Raw genomic sequence first — 21,992 nt, 5'->3', positions numbered from 1 at the left:
GACATCCCAAAAACTGCCGTGAATTTGTAGTTTGATATTAATCCCGCAGCTGTTTGAGCTGCTCGGGTATCTGGCGCTTAGCCAGGGAGATGTCTAGATGAATAACCAGAATAATCAGAATCTGAGCCAAACAGCTCAGGTGGACCAAGCGTCTGTTAAGCCCTTTCCAGGCTCACGAAAAGTTTACATAGAGGGAAGCCGGCCGGATATCCAGGTGCCGATGCGAGAGATCAGTCTGGCAGATTCTCCAGCGTCCTTCTCTTCTACTGCCTCTGTAGAAAAAAATGAGCCAGTGTTGGTTTATGACACCTCAGGTCCGTACACGGATCCACAGGTCAGTATTGATGTCCGTAAAGGACTGGCCGCTCCTCGTGAAGCCTGGATTTTGGAGCGAAATGATACGGAATTATTGGAAGGGTTAAGCTCAGAGTACGGTCGTCAAAGGGAAACGGATGATTCTTTGTCCGGTCTGCGCTTTGATTTGCAGCGTCAACCTCGGCGTGCGAAGCCGGGAGAAAACGTTACTCAGCTACACTATGCCCGTAAGGGGATCATTACGCCTGAGATGGAATATATTGCCATCCGTGAAAACATGAAGCTGATGGAGGCAAAACAAAACCCTGAATTGAATGTACAGCACCCGGGTATGAGTTTTGGTGCAAATATTCCCAAGGAAATTACGCCTGAATTTGTTCGAATGGAAGTGGCGGAGGGGCGGGCCATTATCCCAGCCAATATCAACCATCCAGAAGTGGAGCCGATGATCATCGGCCGTAATTTCCTTGTCAAGATTAACGGTAACATTGGTAACTCAGCGTTAGGCTCATCTATCGAAGAAGAAGTTGCAAAGATGACCTGGGGAACTCGCTGGGGTTCCGATACGATTATGGATCTGTCCACCGGAAAGAATATCCACGAGACAAGAGAATGGATTGTTCGCAACTCCCATGTTCCGATTGGAACCGTGCCTATATATCAGGCTCTGGAAAAGGTAAATGGTGTTGCGGAAGATCTGACCTGGGAGGTGTTTCGCGACACGCTGATCGAACAGGCTGAGCAAGGTGTGGATTACTTTACCATTCATGCTGGTGTGCTGCTTCGTTACGTGCCTATGACTGCCAAACGAATGACCGGGATTGTTTCCCGCGGTGGTTCAATTATGGCCAAGTGGTGTCTTTCCCACCATCAGGAAAACTTCCTTTACACTCACTTTGAAGAAATCTGTGAAATCTGCAAAGCCTACGATGTGTCCTTCTCGTTAGGTGATGGCCTACGTCCAGGCTCTGTTGCAGATGCCAATGATGAAGCTCAGTTCAGTGAGTTGGAAACTCTTGGTGAGCTGACCAAAATTGCCTGGCAGCACGATGTGCAGGTAATGATCGAAGGTCCAGGTCATGTACCGATGCACATGATCAAGGAAAATATGGATAAGCAGCTGGAAGAGTGTCATGAAGCTCCTTTCTATACGCTTGGACCATTGACTACTGATATTGCCCCGGGATATGACCACATTACGTCGGGTATTGGTGCTGCAATGATCGGCTGGTATGGCTGTGCCATGCTTTGCTATGTGACGCCAAAAGAACACTTGGGGCTACCGAACAAAGATGACGTCAAGACCGGTATCATCACTTACAAGCTAGCCGCTCATGCTGCTGACCTGGCTAAAGGGCATCCCGGCGCGCAGATTCGCGATAACGCCATGTCTAAAGCTCGCTTTGAGTTCCGTTGGGAAGATCAGTTTAACCTCGGTCTTGATCCTGATACGGCTCGTGCTTTCCACGATGAAACCCTGCCGAAAGAGTCGGCAAAGGTTGCTCATTTCTGCTCTATGTGTGGTCCGAAATTCTGCTCTATGAAGATCAGCCAGGAAGTACGTGATCTCGATGACAATCAGATTGCGGCTATTAATCTGGAAGCTGATAAGGGGATGCAGGATAAAGCCAGGGAATTTACCGATAGTGGCGGGGATATCTATCAGAAAGTCTGATACTGACTAAGGGGCCTTTTGGCCCCTTTTTTTATCCTGATGATATTTGTCATTTAGAAAGTACTTGTCAGTAAAAAACTGTACTTATCGAAGCACTGACTACTTCAATTCAGTCCCCTTGGAATTTTGGAGCCTTTTATGCAACTCGCTGATCAGGTCAATACGTTTGGCCGCCATATGAAAATCAAATATGGACATCGTGTTCATAAAGTTTCGATCAATGCCAGTTTTACCTGTCCAAACCGTGATGGCACTAAAGGGCTGGGGGGCTGTACTTTTTGCAATAACGCTTCATTTAGTCCCAACAGCAAGCAACCGCCAACGGTGGCACAACAGATTGAAGTGGGGCGGCAAGTCATTCGAAAACGTACCGGTGCCCGGCATTATTTGGCTTATTTTCAAGCTTATACCAATACCTATGCAGATATAGATTATCTTAAACAGCTCTATGATGATGCGTTGCAAGAACCCGATGTTATCGGTCTTTCCGTGGGGACCAGGCCGGACTGTGTCCCGGACCCTGTGCTTGATCTGTTAGCTGAGTATCAAGCCCAAGGTCATGAAGTCTGGTTAGAACTTGGGTTGCAGTCTGCAAATGATTCCACATTAGAGCGCGTTAATCGAGGACATGGCTGGGCCGAGTATCAGGATGCTATTTTGCGCTGCCAGCTAAGAGGATTGCAGGTTTGTACCCACCTGATTGTTGGTCTGCCTGGAGAGACCGCAATGGATAGCGTAGCAAGTCTGGACAGGGTGCTTGAGTTGGGCGAGCAAGCGACAAATACCCAGGGGTTGAAACTACACCCGCTGCATATCGTTAAAGGAACTCAGCTGGCGCGGCAATGGAAAAAGGGTCTCTGGTCGGGAGTTCCGTTTGATGATTATGTTGAAGCTGCTGTCGAAATTATTCGCAGAACGCCACCTGAGATTACTTTTCACCGGCTGACAGGTACTGCCGAACGATCTATTCTTTTAGCGCCGCAATGGTGTGCACGTAAGTGGGATGTGCTCAATGCCATCGCATTAGGACTGGCGGGGAAGGGTTGGCAAAGAGCAAGTGATGGCAGCAATGAGCTGATATTGCAGGAAGAACAGAGTATTCCCATTCTGCAGTATGCTTAAATCAGAGTCGCTATAATTTTTAGTTTCTATAAATCACTATGGCGATAAATAGCAGAAGTTACAAATCACAAAAGTTGCAAATTATCGGGTGTATTGGTGAGCAATAGCCCAGTGGCTGATGATTCGCGTATACCGTTTTAATTCCAGGCTGTTTTTGCTTTCTGATTTTTGCGGTCTGAAACGGTTGCTACCGGGTCCGTCTTGGCGTATACAATCAATGCTTTAGTGTTGATTTTCATGACGAATCAGGGAAATCCGCATAGTTGATAGTATTTATTGTCACGTCAGAAATTGGAGACAAGGGGTTTGCTCAACGTTGTTAACTGTACGCATCACAGGTTGGCTGGACCGTTGGTTCTTCGCTGTCTGTTGTTTCTTTTTTTTCCTCTTTTTTCTGTAGCTGCCCAGGCTGAGAGTGCTGATCAGCTGTTTCAGCAATTCAGTGAGTCCATCGTTCAGGTCAAAGTCATTGATATAGCCTCTGAAAGTAAATCTGCCATAGGTTCTGGCTTTTTGGTAGCTGAAGGAAACGTCATTGCGACAAATTATCATGTGATTTCAGCCTTGTTAAATAAACCAGACCGTTACCGAATTGAGATCGAATACATGGGGGCTCGCTACAATCAGTTACAGTTGCTGGATGTTGATGTGGTTAATGATTTGGCCTTGCTGTACTGGCAGGGTGGTTCTGGAAACGCCTTCCAGCTTGCTGACTCTATGCCTCGACAGGGAGAGCCAATCTACTCATTTGGAAATCCTATGGATATTGGCATGACTGTCGTACCTGGAACCTATAATGGCATCAAGGAAACGAGTTTTTTTCAGCGAGTTCACCTGACTGCCTCGATTAATCCGGGAATGAGCGGTGGGCCTGCTCTTAATTCAGCTGGTGAAGTTGTAGGAATAAATGTTTCAACGGCCGGAAATCAGATTAGTTTTCTGGTTCCTATCGAGCGGCTAAAGACCTTACTGGATCAGCAGCACAAGCGGTTGGACTCTCCTATTGACCTGGAGAGCAGAATTCGGCAGCAACTGCATGATGTGCAAGAGCAAATGTTCTCGCAGTTAATAGAAAACCCCTGGCAAGAAGATCAGCTTGGTGCCGGGCAGATTGTGGGCGAAATGGCTCCTTTTGTGGTTTGCTGGGGGGACTCTGATACCGGACAGAAGACGGGTTTGCGCACCATCAGCAAGGGTTGCCACAGCGATAATTACATTTATATGGGAACGCACTTCAATACCGGTTTTTTTGAATACGAGTTTACCTACCTGGAAACAGAGGAGCTGAGCTCCTGGACTTTCTACAGCGCACTGGAGCGCGCACTGTCGGGGGCTCGACCTGGAAATAGAGCGTCAAGAGAGGATGTAACGAATTTTCAATGTAACAATGATTTTTACAGGGCGCAGGTAAAATCTGGGGCAGATACTGTTTATAAAGCAACCTTTTGTAGTCGACAATACAAGAACTATCCCAAGTTATACGATGTCTTTTATATCGCTGCCACTATCAATCGGAAAGACCAGGCGTTGGTTAGCCATTTTACGTTGGCGGGGGTGGAGCAGGAGCTGGCGATGAAATTTACCGAGAAGTTTATAGGTAGCGTAGGATGGAAGTAGTTGTCGAACGCGTAGGCCGGTCTGGAGCTGTTCTCGAGCGCCAACGGTTTTCACGATTACCTGTTTCACTGGGGCGGGCATATCGAAATGACGTTATTCTGACGGACCCTTTTGTCGATGCATTTCATGGTGAGCTAGGTTGCGATGAGAATGGTGAACTCTCAGTCAGGGATATCAATAGTCGTAATGGTATTCAGGTGGCAGGCTCCTGGTTGAGATCGACCTCCCAGCCACTGGAATCTGGCGAAACCCTGACTTTAGGAAAGTCCCATTTACGGGTCTTTCGGGCCGATCAACCTGTTCCAGAAGCTTTAGCGCTTTCATCCATGGAATCGGTATTTAATCAGGTATCAAAAGTCTGGATTGTTGCATTGGGACTTTGCTTACTGATTGCGATGATCCTCCTGGAAAAGCGACTGAGCTCCTTAGGATCATTCAGTCTAATGACTCACGTAGGCGAGTTGTTGGGCGTTTTCACAATTGTCCTGGCGTACGCTGGCGTCTGGGCACTATTGGGGCGAATATTTCGTCACGATGGCCGGTTTTTAGGGCATTGCGTTATCATTATTCTTACGCTGATAAGCTTACACTTAGGAGAATATCTTCTACAGTGGCTTTTATTTAATTTGAATATTTCCTCGTGGCAGGTTTTTCTGGAATTTTTATTGGCGGGAGGGATCGTTCTATTTTTGCTCCGCTCCAGCCTGTTTTTAGCGACTCATCTCAAGGGGTGGGGAGCCCATCTGATCGCGTTATTCCCTGCCTTACTGTTGATTGCATTTGGGGCTTTTACTCAATTATCAGAAATATCAGAATTTCGGGCATATCCAAAGTATAGCCACCTGTTATTCTCACCTGATCTCCAGCTGAATCAAGTGGTGAGTAAGTCGCAATACCTTGAGCAGAGTCGGAAAGTATTTGATTTTGAATCTGTGCAGGAATGAGTGGTTTTTCAGTTGGGTTAAACGACGACTAAGCAATGAAAAACAGCTTAGTCGATGGTCGTTCAGGTTCTTTTAAAGCAGTTACCCGTGCGAGTATGCTCGCTGTACCTCTTCCGCAATAATCTCTACACCGGTACGGACTTTGTCCTCGCTTTGGGAATAGGTTACCCGGATACATTCTTGCTTGTGGCGCCAATCTTCCTCTATTCCGGGGAAAAAGTAGTGCCCGGAGACAACCAGCACTCCTCGGTCCTTCAGGCGTTCGTAAAGCTCCAAGCTGGTTATTGGTAAATCTTTAAACCACAACCAGAGGAACATGGCTCCTTCCGGCTTATGAATAAAGTAGGGTGTCTGGTTTCCCATGGCCTGTTCAAACCATTCAATCGTTTGATAGACTTTTTGCTGATAATAAGGGCGAATTAAATCTCGACTTATATTGATAATATCGCCGCTACGTACAAGATCCTGTGTTAATACGGCGCCAAAGCTGCCAGTCGACAGATTGACTATAGCGTTGATGCTGGATAGTGCATTGATGATCTCTTCGTTGGCGATAATGATTCCAGTCCGGGCTGCGGGTAGCCCTAGTTTCGAGAGACTCATACTGACAACGCAGTTGTCATTCCAAAGCGGATTGGCTTCTGTAAAGATCAAGTTTGGAAACGGCGTGCCATAGGCACTGTCTATCAATAATGGGATCTGGTGCTGCCTGGCGAGCTGATCAAGCTTATGCAGTTCTTCATCAGTAATGACATTGCCGGTCGGGTTAGTGGGTCGGGAAACGCAAATAGCTCCGGTTTTTTCAGTGATACTGATATCGTTGAAATCGACACGGTATTTAAAGCTATGTTCATCCAGCAAGTCTATTTGAGGGTGACCGGCAGTGAAAAAATCCCGGGATAAACCCGCATCGGCATAGCCAATATACTCTGGCGCCAGGGGGAGCTGTATTTGTTTATGGCTGCCATCGTCAAACTTCCCGGCGAACATATTAAACAGCATAAAGAAGCCGGACTGACTACCGTTGCTAAGAGCAATGTTACGAGGACTGATATTCCAGTTAAATTCTTTATTGAGCAGCTTCGCCAGGTTTTCCAGGAATTCGACTTCACCCTGAGGAGGATCGTAAACACCGATAAGGTGGCGGAATTCTTTAGGGTTTTCCGTAATACGTTCCAGACGTTGTTTGAAGATGGTTTCAACTTCAGGAATGTGGCCTGGGTTGCCACCTCCCATCATGATCATATCCTGATCGCCAGCCAGCGCATTCCCCAGGTCATCCATCAAAGATAGAATGCCTGATTCGGAAGTGAACTTATTACCGAAAGAGGATAGTTTCATAGCAGTTTCCTGATGTGCAGTTTAGTCTAAACTGAGGGCTTCCGTTAGCGGTGGCTATTCTATCGAGGCATTCCGTGTAAAGAAAGAGGCCTGAACTCTTTCAAGGTCTTGGGAACCTACCAACAGATTCCTTTGGTTTTTTTCGAGGACATTGGACAATATATTAAAGTTAACTATCTGGGTTTTATAACAGGTTGGAGGTTTTATACAGAGTGAAAGGTGACGATGCGGATATCAGAAACAGCGCGCTTGGACTTTTGGCGCGAAGAGAGCACAGCCGCAAGGAGCTTGTGGATAAACTGATGCGCCGCACCAGGGATCTAGGACAGGTTGAGTCATTGCTGGATCAGTTGCATGAACAAGGTCTGCAAAGTGACAGTCGATTTGCGGAGAGTTTTGTTCGTTCGAGAGTATCCAGAGGGCAAGGACCCAGCCGGATTCAGCAGGATCTTCGCCAAAGAGGTGTTTGTCAGGACATCATCTCTCGGGTTATGGAAGAGCAAGATGTTGATTGGTATCGCGTTGCTTTGGAAGTACGGTGCAAGAGGTTTGGCATGGAGAAACCGGTTGATCGTAAAGCCTATGCTCAGCAGGTTCGCTTTCTACTCTATCGCGGATTTTCCTATGATCAGGTTCAAGAAGCGATAAAAGTAGCCCAAGAAGACCTTGAACAATGCTAAATCCCGCCTGTAAAGGGTACTTTGGAGGTTTTCGAGTCTATTGACTACATGTATACTAGGCCGATTTTGGAAAATGTCAGGCTAGCGGTGCAAATTATCTGCACTCATGATGGCCAGACTGAACAGGTGTAGCTCCCAACTCCGTTGGGGTTACCGGTATGAACCGGCTTTTTGGTGAACGCAGTTTATGAACTACATGACCAGTGCTCAGATTCGTCAAGCTTTTCTGGATTTCTTTAATCAGCAGGGCCATGAAGTGGTAGCCAGTAGCTCTCTGGTGCCTGGCAATGATCCAACGCTATTGTTCACCAATGCCGGCATGGTTCAGTTTAAAGATGTGTTTCTTGGAAGTGATAAGCGTAAATACACGCGAGCAACGACTTCCCAGCGTTGTGTCCGGGCTGGCGGCAAACACAATGATCTGGATAACGTTGGTTATACCGCTCGCCATCATACTTTTTTTGAAATGCTTGGTAATTTCAGTTTTGGAGATTATTTCAAGCAAGATGCAATTAAGTTTGCCTGGGAGTTGTTAACCTCTGAACAGTGGCTGGGACTTCCGACAGAAAAGCTTTCAGTGACAGTCTATCAAGAGGATGACGAAGCCTTTGCTATCTGGCGCGATGAAATCGGCGTGCCGGAAGAGCGGATTATTCGTATTGGCGACAAAGGTGGACGTTATAACTCTGATAACTTTTGGGCAATGGGTGATACGGGTCCCTGTGGGCCTTGTACAGAAATTTTCTATGATCATGGTGCTGATATCTGGGGGGGGCCTCCGGGAACACCTGAAGAAGACGGTGATCGTTTTATAGAAATCTGGAATATCGTTTTCATGCAGTACAACCGTTCTGCAGATGGAGCAATGAACCCGTTACCGAAACCCTCTGTTGATACCGGGATGGGGCTTGAGCGCATCGCTGCGGTTTTGCAAAATGTTCACAGCAACTATGAAATTGACCTGTTCCAGAATCTACTAAGGGCTGTGGCAACTGTTATTGAAAGCACTGACCCCGAAATAATGGAAAACAAGTCCCTGAGGGTTATTGCCGATCATATTCGTTCTTGTGCCTTTCTGGTTGTTGATGGGGTTGTACCTTCAAATGAAGGTCGTGGATACGTATTGCGCCGAATCATGCGCCGAGCTATTCGACATGGTAACAAGCTGGGGGCCAAAGGTGAGTTTTTCTATAAGCTGGTGGCCCCATTAGTTAAAGAAATGGGTGAAGCCTACCCCGAGTTATTGGAAATGCAGGCTCGTGTTGAGAAAGTCCTGCGTAAAGAAGAGCAGCAGTTTGCTAAAACGTTAGAACAGGGTATGCGGATTCTTGAGCAGGATATCGGTGATCTTAATGGCACCGAGATCCCAGGGGATACCGTGTTTAAACTCTATGATACTTATGGATTCCCCGTCGATCTTACTGCCGATATTGCTCGTGAGCGTGACTTAACTCTGGATTTGGCTGGTTTTGAATCTGCGATGAATGCCCAGCGGGAAAGAGCCCGTGCTGCCGGCAATTTCTCAGTCGATTATAACGACAGTCTGCAGTTTGATTTTGATACTACATTTGAGGGCTATCATAGTCTGGTGGGAGACGTTCAAGTTGATGGCCTGGTTGCCGCTGGTGAGGCTGTTGACAATATGGCATCCGGTGCTGAAGGTATCGTTGCCATGAAGCAGACACCTTTTTATGCGGAGTCCGGTGGCCAGGTGGGTGATGTGGGTACACTGGTCGGGAATGGTGTTCGCTTTCAAGTCACAGATACCACCAAGCAGGGTAAAACGTTCCTGCATCACGGTAAAGTTGTTGAGGGAGAGCTTAGTATCGGTAGCTCTTTGAAGGCGGCCGTTAATCCAGAGGCTCGTCAGGCCACGGCACTGAACCATTCAGCTACTCACCTGCTCCATGCTGCGCTTCGGGTTACCCTGGGTGACCACGTCAATCAGAAGGGTTCTTTGGTCGATGCCGCTCGCTTGCGTTTCGACTTTTCCCACTCCGATGCGCTTAGTAATGATGAGATCAAATCACTGGAGGCTCAGGTCAATAATGTGATTCGTCGTAATCTCTCCGTCAACACTGAAGTTATGAATATCGACGAGGCCAAAAGCAAAGGTGCAATGGCGCTTTTTGGTGAGAAATATGATGATGACGTCCGGGTCGTGAGCATGGGAGACGTATCTCTGGAGCTCTGTGGTGGCACCCATGTATCAAGCACGGGTGAGATAGGTCTGTTTAAGATTGTATCAGAAGGCGGAATTGCTGCGGGCGTTCGACGCATCGAGGCTGTCACTGGCGCTGCCGCTCTGAACTGGCTGGTTGAGACAGAGGAGCGGCTTAACCAGGTTGCCGGAATGGTTAAGGGATCTCGGGACTCTGTTGTCGATAAAGTGAGTACATTGCTTGATCGTAATCGCCAGTTGGAGAAGGAACTCGATCAACTGAAGGCAAAACTGGCAAGCTCTGCAGGTGCTGACTTAGCCGGTCAGGCGCAGGAAGTTCAGGGTATTAAACTGTTAGCGGCTAAGTTGGATGGAGCTGACCCTAAATCACTTCGCGATACTCTCGACCAATTGAAGAACAAGCTAGGGTCTGCGGTTGTTGTGTTAGCAGCCGTTGAGGGTGAAAAAGTAAGTCTTGTTGCTGGAGTGACCAAAGACTTGACAGCTAAGTATAGAGCTGGAGATCTGATCAAACATGTGGCTGAACAGATTGACGGTAAAGGGGGCGGTCGACCTGATATGGCACAAGGTGGGGGCACTAATCCTGCTGAGCTGCCAGCTGCTTTGAATTCTGTAAAGCAGTGGATAGAAGGCCGGGCCTGAGGGTTCAGTAGAATTAACGTATATTCGAGATAGAAGATGGCACTGATTGTACAAAAGTACGGAGGCACCTCCGTCGGTACTGTTGAGCGGATAGAGGCGGTAGCGGAGAAAGTTAAAGCCTTTCGTGAACGTGGTGACGATGTTGTTGTGGTTGTTTCGGCGATGAGCGGTGAAACCAACCGACTGATCGGGCTTGCTAAGGATATTCAGGACACACCTACTCCGAGAGAGATGGATGTGCTGGTTTCTACCGGAGAGCAGGTAACAATTGCATTGTTGTGTATGGCCCTGAATAAGCGCGGCTGTCCAGCCCGCTCTTATACCGGCAGTCAGGTTAGAATTCTAACTGATGATGCTCACATGAAGGCCCGAATCAGGGATATTGATGATGAGAATATTCGTGGAGACCTGAAAGCGGGGCGTGTTGTTGTTGTTGCCGGATTCCAGGGAGTTGATGAAAAAGGCAATATAACAACTCTTGGGCGTGGTGGGTCAGATACGACCGGTGTGGCTTTGGCGGCAGCCTTGAAGGCTGATGAGTGCCAGATCTATACTGATGTAGATGGTGTTTACACTACAGACCCGCGAGTGGTTGAAGGTGCGCGTCGGATGGAAAAGATCACCTTCGAAGAAATGCTGGAGATGGCCAGCCTTGGATCTAAAGTGTTGCAGATCCGAGCAGTAGAGTTTGCAGGTAAATATAAGGTACCTCTGAGGGTGCTGCATAGCTTCCAGGATGGCCCTGGTACGCTGATTACCATAGAGGAAGAAAACGCTGTGGAAAAACCGGTAATTTCAGGTATCGCGTTTAATCGCGATGAGGCAAAACTGACGGTATTGGGTGTACCTGACATTCCAGGAGTGGCAAGCCGGATTTTAGGACCGGTTAGTGATGCTAATATTGAAGTGGATATGATTCTGCAAAATGTGGCAGAAGATAAAACCACTGACTTTACATTTACTGTGCATCGTAATGACTATGAACGGACCAGTGAAATTCTCCAGCGCGTATCTGCGGAGCTAGGCGCGAAAGAAGTTGTTGGTGATAATAAAATAGCCAAAGTGTCTATTGTTGGTGTTGGTATGCGCTCTCACGCAGGCGTTGCAAGTAAGATGTTTGCTACGCTTGCAAAAGAGTCGATAAATATTCAGCTAATATCTACTTCAGAGATTAAAATTTCAGTGATTATTGCTGAAAAATATTTGGAGTTGGCTGTACGTGGTTTGCATTCAGCGTTTGAGCTTGATGAAGCCGAGGTTGTCAGCGAATCCTGAGTCTCAGGATAAGTTGGTTTTGACGTTTTTTATTTAATTTTTGAAGCACTATCGCTTTGGATTGTTAGCCGTCTATACTGAATAAGGTATTGGGAGCTATAACCTGTATTCTTGACAATCCGTCAGGTTGAGGGCAAGGCATAGTTAAGGAGAACTCTATGTTAATTCTGACCCGTCGCGTGGGTGAGACTTTGATGGTTGGTGATGATGTAACCGTCACTGTGCTAGGTGTTAAAGGCAATCAAGTCCGTATCGGTGTGAACGCCCCTAAGGACGTTTCTGTCCATCGTGAGGAGATCTACCAGCGCATTCAGAAGGAGAAAGAGAAAAATGAGGATTAATCCCCATTTTTTTATTTTTCCACTTTCTTTTAGAAAATCAATTGGGTAATATGCGTCTCCGTTGTTGGTGAGCTGGCCGAGTGGCTGAAGGCGCGCCCCTGCTAAGGGCGTATAGGAGAAATCTTATCGAGGGTTCGAATCCCTCGCTCACCGCCATCAACGAAGTGTGCGCCCGTAGCTCAGCTGGATAGAGTACCTGGCTACGAACCAGGCGGTCAGAGGTTCGAATCCTCTCGGGCGCGCCAATTTTTGCAAAGTCGTTCATAAGATCGGTTTTGCAAAAATGCTCATTTAATCGTGAGCGTGGAGATTTTTCCTTCAAGAAGTGTTTTACCTTGCGCGCCCGTAGCTCAGCTGGATAGAGTACCTGGCTACGAACCAGGCGGTCAGAGGTTCGAATCCTCTCGGGCGCGCCATCTTTTTTCAAGTTACCTTTCTTGCCTGTTTTCCTCGACTGCATTGCTGGAAATCTGACTTTCAGGTTGACCCGGTTTCTTCTCTATTTATATTAAGATTTTTATTGGCTATCCTTTTCGTCGATTTATAAACAAGGAATGACCTTGTTGCTGTTTAGCTAATCCCTTGGCATCGCTGGCAAGTCTTGCTACGTCATGGTAGCTATCGCAAAGCTGTAAGTCAGGGAGGGCTATGCCGATAGAGAGTGTGGCTAGCGGAAAGAACCTCTCTCGGCCAGTGCGATCTGTACTTTTTATTCCTCCTTTTTTTCGGTCTGCATCATTGTAGTACCGACCTATCCCATTTTGGAATTCTTGCTGTATTTGTTCGCATCGTTGTTGCCAATCGGCACTGCCAAATAAAATCAGAAAATCATCGCCACCAATATGACTGACCAGGTCGACTGAATCATCGGTGGATTTTTTGATGCATTCAGCAAGGAAGATTATCAGCTGGTCTCCTTTTTCATATCCATAAGAGTCGTTAAAAGCCTTGAAATTATCCAGGTCAATATAACTGGCAGCAAAGGGCTGTTTTTGTTGCAGCCGTCTACTTATCTCCTCATTTGCTGGGACACTTCCGGGTAATAAGGTTAATGGATTTGCGTGGCGGGCATTTCGAACCTGATGCTCTGCGACCAGTTTTAGTAGGTCTATAATGCTGCCAATGCCTAAGTATTGATTATGACTGGTGATAACAAAATCGGAGTGTGGTGTTTTTGTGCTGCTTCGGGTAATACGATCACTCACTGCTTCCAGGCCACTGCGCTCTTCCAGACAAAGAGGATTCTTATCCATATAACTGCTAACGGGTTTTCTTTCATGTAACTCACGTCCAAAGGGCATCAAATAAAGTCCCAGGCAGGTTTCCCTGCTGAGTAAGCCAACCGGTCTGCCTGCATCAACAACAGCAAGTGAATGGACATCTGGCTGCTGACGAAACAGTTCTACCGCTTTGTTAAGAGGGTGGTCTGATGCTATTGGATTACGTCTATGTGTAATTGAGGCCAGGTTTTGCTGGGTACTTAGTGCCGGGGACGCGGCATTGCCGTTACTGTAGCGGAAGAGTTGGCGTTCTAATTCTCTGGGTGGCTGAGCTGAAGGGCGCGAAAAATAATATCCTTGCTGAAATTTTACTCCCAGATCATTAAGCGCTCTATGCTCTTCAATTCGTTCAATCCCTTCTGCAATGACCTGGCAGCTAATACTGCGAGCAACCTCCAATATTGAGCGAACGAATTCCTGTTTGATGAGAGCTGAGTCCAGTCCTTCGATAAAGTGGCGATCTATTTTTACGTAATGTGGGCAGAGTTCCGACCAGGAGCGAAGTCCAGAATAGCCTGCACCCAGATCATCCAAAGCAACTTCAAACCCCAATTCTCGATAATGAGAAGTGGCTTCTTTCATTAGATCGTAGTCGTCGATTGGAAGTTGTTCAGTAATCTCTATAACCACCCGGTTTGCATCAAAGCCTATTCTCTCCATGAGCTCTAATGTCATGCCGCTGCGAAAGTCCGGTTCCAGCAGAGTTGCGGGAGTCACATTTAAGAAAAGCTTTCCTTCAAGCCTTAAGTGTTCAAAGCGTCTCATCGACAGTTCGCGGCAAAGAAGTTCGAGCTCAAGCAGGCGGCCGCAATTCTGGGCTGTTTTGAATAGCGTTGCGGGGGAGTGGAGAGGGCTGTCTGAGGGGCCTCGAATAAGCGCTTCATAGCCCAATATACTGCGCTCTTGAGTGTTGACAATCGGCATAAACAGGGGCGTCAGGCGTTGTTCTGAGAGGATGCTCTCGAGTTCGTCGTTAATCATTTCGCCCTCTTCAATCCGAGCAAGCGGGATCTTGGTAATCGTACAACTTAATGACATAGCAACAGACTACTCAGGTTAGTAACAAACGCAGTTAGGCAGGGTTTGGGAGTGCCGTTTAATTCGAACACTAATATATGACCGATTGATGACAGTGGTCCGCTGTATTTAAAGGAGGCTGTTTTATAGGAAAAGGAGGCGTCATAAAACAGTCATTAAAAAGACTTATTTTGATGGTCGTTCATAAATCGACTGAGAGCTTTATGTATGCGTATTTCCGTGTTGACACGAATATCTTCTGGTATGTGGTTAGTGGCTATTATCGGGATGGCAGGCAGTGTTTTTCTCGGGCTGGAAAAACTCAAAGAGCCATTCAAACTTAACGAGGCCTACTTTAAAACTGTCGAGCAAATCTCAGTAAAGACACGTTTGTTGGTGGATGACTACCTTAAGACCGGGAATGCTTCCGGGTTGCGTCTGGCACAGAATTTTTTGGAAGGGGAGCTTCGTGTCTCAGTGTCCGAGCTTCCTTTGACGCTGCAGGAAAGTTTGCTACCGGCTATTGATGATCTGCAAGCAAGCCTGGAAGTGGACTTGCGAGCGGCCGGAAAGCTGGCCAGCGGTATCCAGGGGCTGCTGGTACAGAACGAGCGGGAAATGTTGGCTTCACTGGATAGCCTGCAAGACTATATTGACCGTGCTGAGGGGACGGCTTCTGTGGGTCCTGTCAATAATCTGCGGCAGACGCTTACTCGTATCCTATATAAAACAGCAGAACGGTCTGTACTGAGAAGTCGCTATTTTGAGCAACCGTCGAAGGAAATTGAGAGGAGCATTGCTAATATCAGCCAGCAAATAGAGCGTGAAGCTGTGGCTTTGAAACAACTTCCGTTATTAGGCGTTGAGCAGGAACCTGAAGAAGATTCTTTTGAATCGATGATGGGCCTGGATGAGAGGCGTTCTGATACTTCTGCTATGCTGGAAGTTGTTGATGCAGGAGGCGAAATCACAGATGAAATTCTTTATCTGTCCAGGCGTTATTTACCCGAGTTAAAGCGCACTGCTGATCTCATTGAGCTTGGGAAAATTGCTGAGACAAAAGTGTCAATGCTTACTAATGCCCTTGAGAATCGTGTACGGCAGAGTAAAAATTACATCGATCAATTGAGGTCTGACGCAGAGAACCTGGTTATTGTATCAATGACCCTGTTTCTAGGAGTGCTGACTCTTGTGGGGGGCTTTACTGTGATTGTCCAGGCCCGGGTGTTATCCGGGATATGTATCATTTCTGCTTATATTCGTAAGTTAAGCAGTGGTGATTTCTCTGACGTATTAGAACAGCAAATGGGACTGACGGAGCTTCATGAGCTGGCAGGTTGCGCCAATCAGTTACAGGGCTATTTGTACCAGCTTGTTCGGGAAATCAGGCTGGAAGTGGCGAGGGTTGAGCAAGTTAGTGAGAGCATAGGCTGCTTCGCTGAAGAAATACATGAGGGAACGTCACAGCAGACTGAGCGTACAGATGAGGCGATACGGACGGTTGCTGAATTACTTAAGTCCTTCAATCTGGTCGCGAGTCATGCAGTGGACGCGGCATCTTCTGCTAATGAAGGTCAGTATTCTGTTAATCAAAGTGCGGAAGTTATGTTTAGGCTGGAGAAAACTATTAGTGAGCTTGCGGAAGACGTGCGAGAAGGGGCGTCGATGATTACGCGCCTGCGGGAAGATTCTCAGAATATAGAATCAGTTTTGAATGTCATTATATCCATAGCGGATCAAACCAACTTACTGGCATTAAACGCTGCAATAGAAGCAGCAAGAGCGGGAGAAAGTGGTCGAGGGTTTGCCGTTGTTGCTGATGAAGTACGTCAACTGGCACAAAGAACAGCAGAATCAACTCAGGAAATCAGACAGATCATTGATGGACTGCAAAGTTCATCGACTAAGGTGGCTGAAGCAATGGCTCGTCAGCAAAGTCAGGCACAGCATTCAGTGGAACATTCCCAACAGGCGGGTGACAGGTTGCGCAAGGTGGTAACGGCTATCAATCAGATTAACGGTATGAATACCCTGATTGCTCAAGCTACAGAAGAACAATCCTGCTCAGCAGATTCTGTACAGGAGAGTATGGCTGATGTGCAAACTCATTCGAAAAAGGCAGCAGAGCGTACCAGCAATGCTCGTCAACAGAGTGAAAACCTGACGGCTGTCAGCCACAGCCTTAATCTGCTGGTAGACAGGTACGTAATTTGATCCCAGATGCAGTTGGATTCATGTGTTGCTGGGCTGTTCTACTGCTGGAAAAATTATTCGGATGAATTTAGATACGGCTGGATTTTTCCCCTCTGCTACTGCATTCGGTATAATCACCCCCTTTTCAGTCCTAGCAAGAAGCAGATGTAATGAAATTTATTGTAAAGCTCTTTCCAGAAATCACCATCAAGAGCAAGCCCGTGCGCAAGCGCTTTATTCAACGCTTGCAGTCAAATCTGCAAATAGTATTGCGGCGGATTGAAGAAAAATCGACGGTTCGTGGTCAATGGGACAAGATTCTGGTTGAGGTTCCTATTGAGAATGAATCAACCAAAAAAGCCATTGTTGATGCTTTGGGCAGCACTCCTGGCGTTGCTCATTTTATGGAAGTCAATGAATATCCTTTGGGTAGCTTTCAGGAAGTGTTTGAGCTGACCAAGAAGGCCTATGCTGAAAAAATAGCCGGTAAGCGGTTTGTCGTGCGGGTTAAGCGAGCAGGCAAGCATGAATTTAAATCGGGTGATCTTGAGCGTTTTGTGGGTGGAGGGTTGCTACAACATACCGATGCATCGGGTGTTGATTTGCACAATCCTGAGGTAAAGGTGCAGTTAGAAGTTCGGGACCAGAAGCTTTACATTGTTGAGAATCGTTATGAAGGGCTTGGTGGCTTCCCTATGGGGAGTCAGGAAGCTGTTTTATCTTTGATTTCAGGCGGTTTTGACTCCACAGTCTCCAGTTATATGACCTTAAAGCGAGGCTGTAAAACTCATTACTGTTTTTTCAATCTCGGTGGTGCTGCTCATGAAACCGGAGTGAAGCAGGTGTCCCATTACATCTGGCAACGCTTTGGTTCCTCTCATCGGGTTCAATTTATAACAGTACCATTTGAAGCGGTCGTAGCAGAGATTCTTACCAGCGTGCATCATTCTCAGATGGGGGTTGTTCTAAAGCGAATGATGTTACGTGCGGCTTCACAGGTAGCAGAGCGAATGGGTATATATGCTTTAGTGACCGGTGAAAGTATCGCTCAGGTCTCGAGTCAGACATTGCCTAACCTGGCGGTCATTGATTCTGTTACGGATAAATTAGTGTTACGACCCTTAATAACGGCTGATAAGCAGGTCATTATTGATTTATCGAAACAGATCGGGACTCATGATTTCGCAAAAAGCATGCCTGAATACTGTGGCGTTATTTCTGATCGGCCTACAACTCACGCGAGAGCTGATCGAATAAAAAAGGAAGAAAGCGCGTTTGATTTCTCTGTTTTGGATCAAGCCATTGCTGATGCCAGGGTCATGCGGATAGATAAAGTTGCTGAAGAGGCGATTGCGGAAATTGAAGTAGAAACTCAGCAGCAGATTAAATCTGGAGAGATAATCATCGATATCCGCCATCCAGATGAAGAGGAAGAGTCTCCTTTGGAACTGGATGGAGTCAGGGTGTTGAAGATTCCGTTCTATAGTTTGGAAACCGAATTTGCCAATCTTGAGGCTGATCAGGAATATTTACTCTATTGCCCCAAGGGGGTGATGAGTCAGTTACATGCGCTTTATTTGAAAGAACGCGGATACAGTAACATTAAGATTTATCGTCCTTGATTGCTGGTTAACCTTTTGCTATTTCAGGATTATATTGTTCCCGTTCGGGAAAGGGTGAGGCATAACGCGCTTGCATAAATCGAAAGAGCCTTTGGTTTTCAGAGGCTCCGCGAGGCTCAATAGCCACCAGTTTTGAGGTCAGAAGCCCAGAAGGGCTTCTATATGAGCCGCTGTGCTGTATGCCAATGAGGTAGGATTGTATCCACCTTCAAGTACGGAAACGATGCGGTTATTTGAATAGAGACGAGCGGTATCCATCAGTAATTGGGTTATCCAGCGATAATCCTCTTCATTGAGTTTTAAGTCCGCCAAGGGGTCTTCCCAGTGGGCGTCAAAACCGGCTGAGATAAAAATCATATCTGGTTTGTGATTCTGTAACGCCGGTAAACAGCGGCGTTCTACAATTTCTCTGAAAGCTTTTCCGTCACTATGAGCAGCTAAAGGACAGTTGATTATATTTGGGCGGCTAATATTGCTGTAGCGTTCTGGATAAAAGGGATGTTGGAACGTTGAGCAGACCAATACTTCTGGCCGATCCTTAAATATATCCACAGTGCCGTTGCCATGATGGACATCGAAATCAAATATGGCGACCCGTTCAATGCCGGGCTGTGCTAAAGCATGCATAGCACCAATAGCTACATTGTTGTAAAAACAGAACCCCATGGGCATATTGTGTTCGGCATGATGGCCGGGGGGGCGTACGGCACAGAATGCATTGGTTGTTTTGCCACTGATTACGCGGTTGGTGGCTAATATTGTTGACCCTGCCGCAAGACTGGCCGCATGTAAGGAGTCAGGGCACAGGGCTGTATCATCGTCCGTATAAACAATGCCTTTTTCAGGCAGCTTCATTTGCAGCCTTTTGGGATGCAGTGGCGCGTGTGCCAGCAACAGTTGCTCTTCACAGGCATGGATAGACTGCATTTGAGTTACTTGATCCTTAAGGCCTGTTCGTTCTAGATGACGGGCAATTGCCAATAAACGAATTGGACTCTCAGGGTGCTCAGGCCCCATGTTATGTAGGCCGCAGTCCTGATGACTGATATAGGTAGTGACCATAACGTTATTATTGTCCTCGTTCCAAGTGCAAATGCGTCCTGCCACGAATAGACTGCAGATCCGCTCCAGGGCTCTTAGTGTACTTGAATACTGTATTAGCAGCGCTTAGTCAAAGGTCGAGTAACCAGGTTACCAAGGCTTAGGGTATCAGAACTAATGGAAGTGTAGCTCCGTATTATTCAGTTGGTTTTCGCCATGCTTTTTTTACCTGTTAAGCTGTAGCCCATTCTGAATCACTTGGATGCGATAGCCGATTGAGTAGAATTGATCTGGGTCAGTTACGAATGGCGGTGGCATGTTTACCATGCTCAGCACAGCATAGAACTGTATTTCAGCGCCGTCGGACTCACCCTTCTTACGGCGTTTTTTTTGCTTACCTGTTTTCTTCCTCCATACTTACTATATATTGGCTGCTGCACTACTGGTCTTATCAGTCGGTAAGTCTCGCATTTAACTGCTCGAATAGAATATTGCTTATCGCTCAACTTAAAGCTATCTTTTTTGGTTTTTGCAGCTGTTCCTAAAGGAGTCAGGATTGCCTTCGGCTATCGACTACAGCAAGCTGAGAGTTCTTTTAATAGACAGCAGCGGTAATCTGAGATCAACCATCAAGTCGATGCTTGAGAGTTTGGGTTTTGCGCGCGTTAGAGCTGTTACTATTAGTGAGCGAGTGTTGGATGATATTGCAGAGAATGAGTTTGACATTATTCTTCTTGGCCATAATATTCATGACCGTTACTCAGGCCTTCAGTTACTGGAAGAAGCTCGATTTAGAAAGCTGATGAGGCCAACCTGTTCTTGGGTGCTGATGTCCAGTGACCCTTCCCAGGAATCAATGCTTTTCGCCATCGAAGTTCAACCGGACGAAGTGCTGATTAAGCCTTTTACTATGAGCGAATTGCGTACTCGTTTGGATAACTTGTGCCACCGACGGGCTGCTCTGGAGCCTATTGAGAAAGCGATTGAGAGAAATGCCCCCAATCGGGCGATCAAACTCTGTGACAGTTTGTTGGGCAAATCTGATGCTAACTATTATCAAGCTCAATTAATTAAAGGGCGACTGTTACTCGATACCGGTCAATACCAAAAAGCTGAAGCAGTATTTGAAGGACTTTACTGGGCCGGCAAAGAGCTGCAGCCAGGCTATTATCTGGCAGAAAGTCAATTTCATCTGGGCAAAATGAATGAAGCACAGTCTTTACTTGAAGGGCTTATCGGCAATCATCCGCTATTAATTCCAGCCTATGATCTGCTTGCTCGTGTTCATGAGGCATGCGGACGGCTTGAGCAGGCACAGGATACCTTAAAAGAAGCGACAAGACGTTCACCTCGTGGTCTCACTCGACAATTGGAGCTGGGTAGAGTCGCGACTCATACTAAGAATCTGGATATTGCTGAGCAAGCCTATAAAAAATCTATTTCGTTGGGAGAGCATAGCTGTCAAGCCAGCCCTGATTCTTTTATCCGCCTTGCCAATATTCATCGGATGCGAATGTTGGAAGAGGGGCATGATGTACAACAGGGCCTCACAGAGATCGAGAAGTTATTAGCACGGGGGCAGCGGCGGTTTCCTAAGGATCCTGAGATAAAAGTTCGGTCTGAATTACTGATGGCTAAAACTCATCAGGATCTGGGAGAAGAGGAACGAGCCGCTGCCTATCTTGAGCTGGCACGAAGTTCAGCCCATGAAGCCGAACTGGATGTTGATTTGGAGAAAATCAGACAGCAGGTTCTTGCTGAGGAGCCCCCTCGAATAGTGCAGCAGAGAGAGGAGCCTGCCGTTTCGGGTAAACAACAGGATCCGGTGATGAGTGCGAAAGTCAATCGCATTGGTGTTAGGAACTATATGGCGGGAAAGCCCGGGCAGGCTATCCGTTACTTTGGTATGGCATTTGAGCATGATAAAAAGAATGTTGCTGCTCTGCTTAATCTGGCCCAGTTATTTTTGGAAGCAGCGAGAGATACACCGAGTCGCAGTGATGAAAGACTTAAAATGTTCAAGCGATATATGCAGTTGGCTCAGAGGTTGGTTGATACCAAGAGCCACCAGCAAAAACTCAAACAATTGGATGAATTCAGTACTATGCTAATAAGTAACTTACCAGAAGGCTCATTAGGCAGTTTGTTGAAATAGATGCTCAAGAGCGTAGGGTTATGGTCGACAACCTGCTTAGCCGTGATAGTTTTTCGATAACCTGATTCAATGCATAAATACTGCTTTTTTTGGCAGTAAGGGGTAGCGATGACTGCTGAGCGCAGAGGCAATAAGCGCCGCCATGTCGTTTGGAAAGCGATTATTAGCCGGCTCAATGGCGAACAGTTTATGGGTAGTACTGCTAATGTATCGATTGATGGTATGTTTATTATTATCGATAAACCACTTATAGAGGGGGAGCGATTAGACATCAATGTGGTTTCAAAATGTACAGGCCGAGCCTGTTTTTTTAGCCTCTCTGGTACAGTCATTTACAATTACATGCTTGATTCAAATTTGGGGAACGCTATTGGGGTCAAGCTGTTAAATCCTGATGATGCCTACGTCAGTATGGTCAGTAGTTACGAGCCTTTACAGGCCGCAGTCTTGGCAGGGTAAGTTGAAAACGTCTACGACCTTTCTTTAGTATGGTCTGTATCCTTCAGAAATAACTCTTCAAATGAACAGTCTGGGTTAGCAATTCCGATTG

Annotated in this window: 15 protein-coding genes and 3 tRNA genes; 15 read left to right on the top strand and 3 right to left on the bottom strand. The window is 46.7% G+C overall.

Annotation, left to right across the window (positions count from 1 at the left end; genetic code table 11):
- Window positions 1-97 precede the first annotated feature (97 nt).
- From thiC to BGP75_RS20935, 4 genes are all read left to right on the top strand, one after another.
- Window positions 98-1,990 carry a phosphomethylpyrimidine synthase ThiC gene (thiC, locus tag BGP75_RS20950; RefSeq protein ID WP_076720840.1) on the top strand — a complete coding sequence of 631 codons (1,893 nt, stop codon included), beginning with the start codon at window positions 98-100 and terminating at the stop codon, window positions 1,988-1,990.
- A 138-nt stretch (window positions 1,991-2,128) separates the two neighbouring features.
- Window positions 2,129-3,112: a TIGR01212 family radical SAM protein gene (locus BGP75_RS20945; protein WP_076720839.1), complete on the top strand. Its 984-nt coding sequence runs from the start codon at window positions 2,129-2,131 to the stop codon at window positions 3,110-3,112.
- Window positions 3,113-3,418: 306 nt separating this feature from the next.
- Window positions 3,419-4,729 (top strand): serine protease, encoded by a 1,311-nt coding sequence (locus tag BGP75_RS20940; protein WP_158070149.1) that lies wholly within the window; start codon window positions 3,419-3,421, stop codon window positions 4,727-4,729.
- Window positions 4,720-5,673 (top strand): FHA domain-containing protein, encoded by a 954-nt coding sequence (locus BGP75_RS20935; protein ID WP_076720838.1) that lies wholly within the window; start codon window positions 4,720-4,722, stop codon window positions 5,671-5,673. The genes BGP75_RS20940 and BGP75_RS20935 overlap by 10 nt, the downstream gene beginning before the upstream one ends.
- 81 nt (window positions 5,674-5,754) lie before the next feature.
- On the opposite strand, the gene BGP75_RS20930 is transcribed toward BGP75_RS20935, so the two are convergent.
- A complete protein-coding gene (locus BGP75_RS20930) occupies window positions 5,755-7,014 on the bottom strand; it encodes a valine--pyruvate transaminase (RefSeq protein WP_076720837.1) in 1,260 nt (419 codons plus the stop codon).
- 212 nt (window positions 7,015-7,226) lie between these two features.
- On the opposite strand from BGP75_RS20930, the gene BGP75_RS20925 reads away from it, so the two are divergent.
- The 7 genes from BGP75_RS20925 (at window position 7,227) to BGP75_RS20895 (ending at window position 12,550) form a co-directional block, all read left to right on the top strand.
- Window positions 7,227-7,694 carry a regulatory protein RecX gene (locus BGP75_RS20925; protein WP_076720836.1) on the top strand — a complete coding sequence of 156 codons (468 nt, stop codon included), beginning with the start codon at window positions 7,227-7,229 and terminating at the stop codon, window positions 7,692-7,694.
- A gap of 196 nt (window positions 7,695-7,890) precedes the next feature.
- The gene (alaS, locus tag BGP75_RS20920) at window positions 7,891-10,518 is read left to right on the top strand and encodes an alanine--tRNA ligase (RefSeq protein WP_076720980.1); all 2,628 of its coding nucleotides are present in this window, start codon (window positions 7,891-7,893) and stop codon (window positions 10,516-10,518) included.
- Window positions 10,519-10,554: 36 nt separating this feature from the next.
- Window positions 10,555-11,793, top strand: coding sequence for an aspartate kinase (locus BGP75_RS20915; protein ID WP_076720835.1), 1,239 nt, complete (start codon window positions 10,555-10,557; stop codon window positions 11,791-11,793).
- A 158-nt stretch (window positions 11,794-11,951) separates the two neighbouring features.
- A complete protein-coding gene (gene csrA / locus BGP75_RS20910) occupies window positions 11,952-12,134 on the top strand; it encodes a carbon storage regulator CsrA (protein ID WP_076720834.1) in 183 nt (60 codons plus the stop codon).
- A gap of 66 nt (window positions 12,135-12,200) precedes the next feature.
- Window positions 12,201-12,290: transfer RNA gene (locus BGP75_RS20905), tRNA-Ser, on the top strand.
- 12 nt (window positions 12,291-12,302) lie between these two features.
- Window positions 12,303-12,379 (top strand) — tRNA-Arg (locus BGP75_RS20900).
- A gap of 94 nt (window positions 12,380-12,473) precedes the next feature.
- Window positions 12,474-12,550: transfer RNA gene (locus tag BGP75_RS20895), tRNA-Arg, on the top strand.
- A gap of 108 nt (window positions 12,551-12,658) precedes the next feature.
- Here BGP75_RS20895 and BGP75_RS20890 read toward each other — a convergent pair.
- Window positions 12,659-14,395 (bottom strand): bifunctional diguanylate cyclase/phosphodiesterase, encoded by a 1,737-nt coding sequence (locus BGP75_RS20890; RefSeq protein ID WP_076720833.1) that lies wholly within the window; start codon window positions 14,393-14,395, stop codon window positions 12,659-12,661.
- 264 nt (window positions 14,396-14,659) lie between these two features.
- Between BGP75_RS20890 and BGP75_RS20885 the strand changes: the two genes are divergently transcribed.
- Both BGP75_RS20885 and thiI read left to right on the top strand, forming a co-directional pair.
- A complete protein-coding gene (locus tag BGP75_RS20885) occupies window positions 14,660-16,645 on the top strand; it encodes a methyl-accepting chemotaxis protein (protein WP_083704961.1) in 1,986 nt (661 codons plus the stop codon).
- A gap of 149 nt (window positions 16,646-16,794) precedes the next feature.
- Window positions 16,795-18,246, top strand: a complete 1,452-nt coding sequence (thiI, locus tag BGP75_RS20880) for a tRNA uracil 4-sulfurtransferase ThiI (protein ID WP_076720831.1) — start codon at window positions 16,795-16,797, stop codon at window positions 18,244-18,246.
- A 138-nt stretch (window positions 18,247-18,384) separates the two neighbouring features.
- Here the strand turns inward: thiI and BGP75_RS20875 are convergent, their stop codons facing one another.
- The gene (locus BGP75_RS20875) at window positions 18,385-19,308 is read right to left on the bottom strand and encodes a histone deacetylase family protein (RefSeq protein WP_076720830.1); all 924 of its coding nucleotides are present in this window, start codon (window positions 19,306-19,308) and stop codon (window positions 18,385-18,387) included.
- Between the two features lie 535 nt (window positions 19,309-19,843).
- Between BGP75_RS20875 and BGP75_RS20870 the strand changes: the two genes are divergently transcribed.
- The gene (locus tag BGP75_RS20870) at window positions 19,844-21,442 is read left to right on the top strand and encodes a tetratricopeptide repeat protein (protein ID WP_158070148.1); all 1,599 of its coding nucleotides are present in this window, start codon (window positions 19,844-19,846) and stop codon (window positions 21,440-21,442) included.
- Window positions 21,443-21,550: 108 nt separating this feature from the next.
- Window positions 21,551-21,901, top strand: a complete 351-nt coding sequence (locus BGP75_RS20865) for a PilZ domain-containing protein (protein ID WP_076720829.1) — start codon at window positions 21,551-21,553, stop codon at window positions 21,899-21,901.
- The last annotated feature ends 91 nt before the right edge of the window (window positions 21,902-21,992 follow it).

The organism is Motiliproteus sp. MSK22-1 (assembly GCF_001968815.1).
Lineage (GTDB): Bacteria > Pseudomonadota > Gammaproteobacteria > Pseudomonadales > Balneatricaceae > Motiliproteus.
The sequence above is the reverse complement of the archived record's forward strand: the minus strand, read 5'-3'. Positions and strand labels throughout refer to the sequence as shown.

What these genes read in the sequence shown, in the direction of transcription:
- thiC (WP_076720840.1), top strand. Translation starts at nt 98, where the DNA reads ATGAATAACCAGAATAATCAGAATCTGAGCCAAACAGCTCAGGTGGAC.
- BGP75_RS20945 (WP_076720839.1), top strand. Translation starts at nt 2,129, where the DNA reads ATGCAACTCGCTGATCAGGTCAATACGTTTGGCCGCCATATGAAAATC.
- BGP75_RS20935 (WP_076720838.1), top strand. Translation starts at nt 4,720, where the DNA reads ATGGAAGTAGTTGTCGAACGCGTAGGCCGGTCTGGAGCTGTTCTCGAG.
- BGP75_RS20930 (WP_076720837.1), bottom strand. Translation starts at nt 7,014, where the DNA reads ATGAAACTATCCTCTTTCGGTAATAAGTTCACTTCCGAATCAGGCATT.
- alaS (WP_076720980.1), top strand. Translation starts at nt 7,891, where the DNA reads ATGACCAGTGCTCAGATTCGTCAAGCTTTTCTGGATTTCTTTAATCAG.
- BGP75_RS20915 (WP_076720835.1), top strand. Translation starts at nt 10,555, where the DNA reads ATGGCACTGATTGTACAAAAGTACGGAGGCACCTCCGTCGGTACTGTT.
- csrA (WP_076720834.1), top strand. Translation starts at nt 11,952, where the DNA reads ATGTTAATTCTGACCCGTCGCGTGGGTGAGACTTTGATGGTTGGTGAT.
- BGP75_RS20890 (WP_076720833.1), bottom strand. Translation starts at nt 14,395, where the DNA reads ATGATTAACGACGAACTCGAGAGCATCCTCTCAGAACAACGCCTGACG.
- BGP75_RS20885 (WP_083704961.1), top strand. Translation starts at nt 14,660, where the DNA reads ATGCGTATTTCCGTGTTGACACGAATATCTTCTGGTATGTGGTTAGTG.
- thiI (WP_076720831.1), top strand. Translation starts at nt 16,795, where the DNA reads ATGAAATTTATTGTAAAGCTCTTTCCAGAAATCACCATCAAGAGCAAG.
- BGP75_RS20875 (WP_076720830.1), bottom strand. Translation starts at nt 19,308, where the DNA reads ATGGTCACTACCTATATCAGTCATCAGGACTGCGGCCTACATAACATG.
- BGP75_RS20865 (WP_076720829.1), top strand. Translation starts at nt 21,551, where the DNA reads ATGACTGCTGAGCGCAGAGGCAATAAGCGCCGCCATGTCGTTTGGAAA.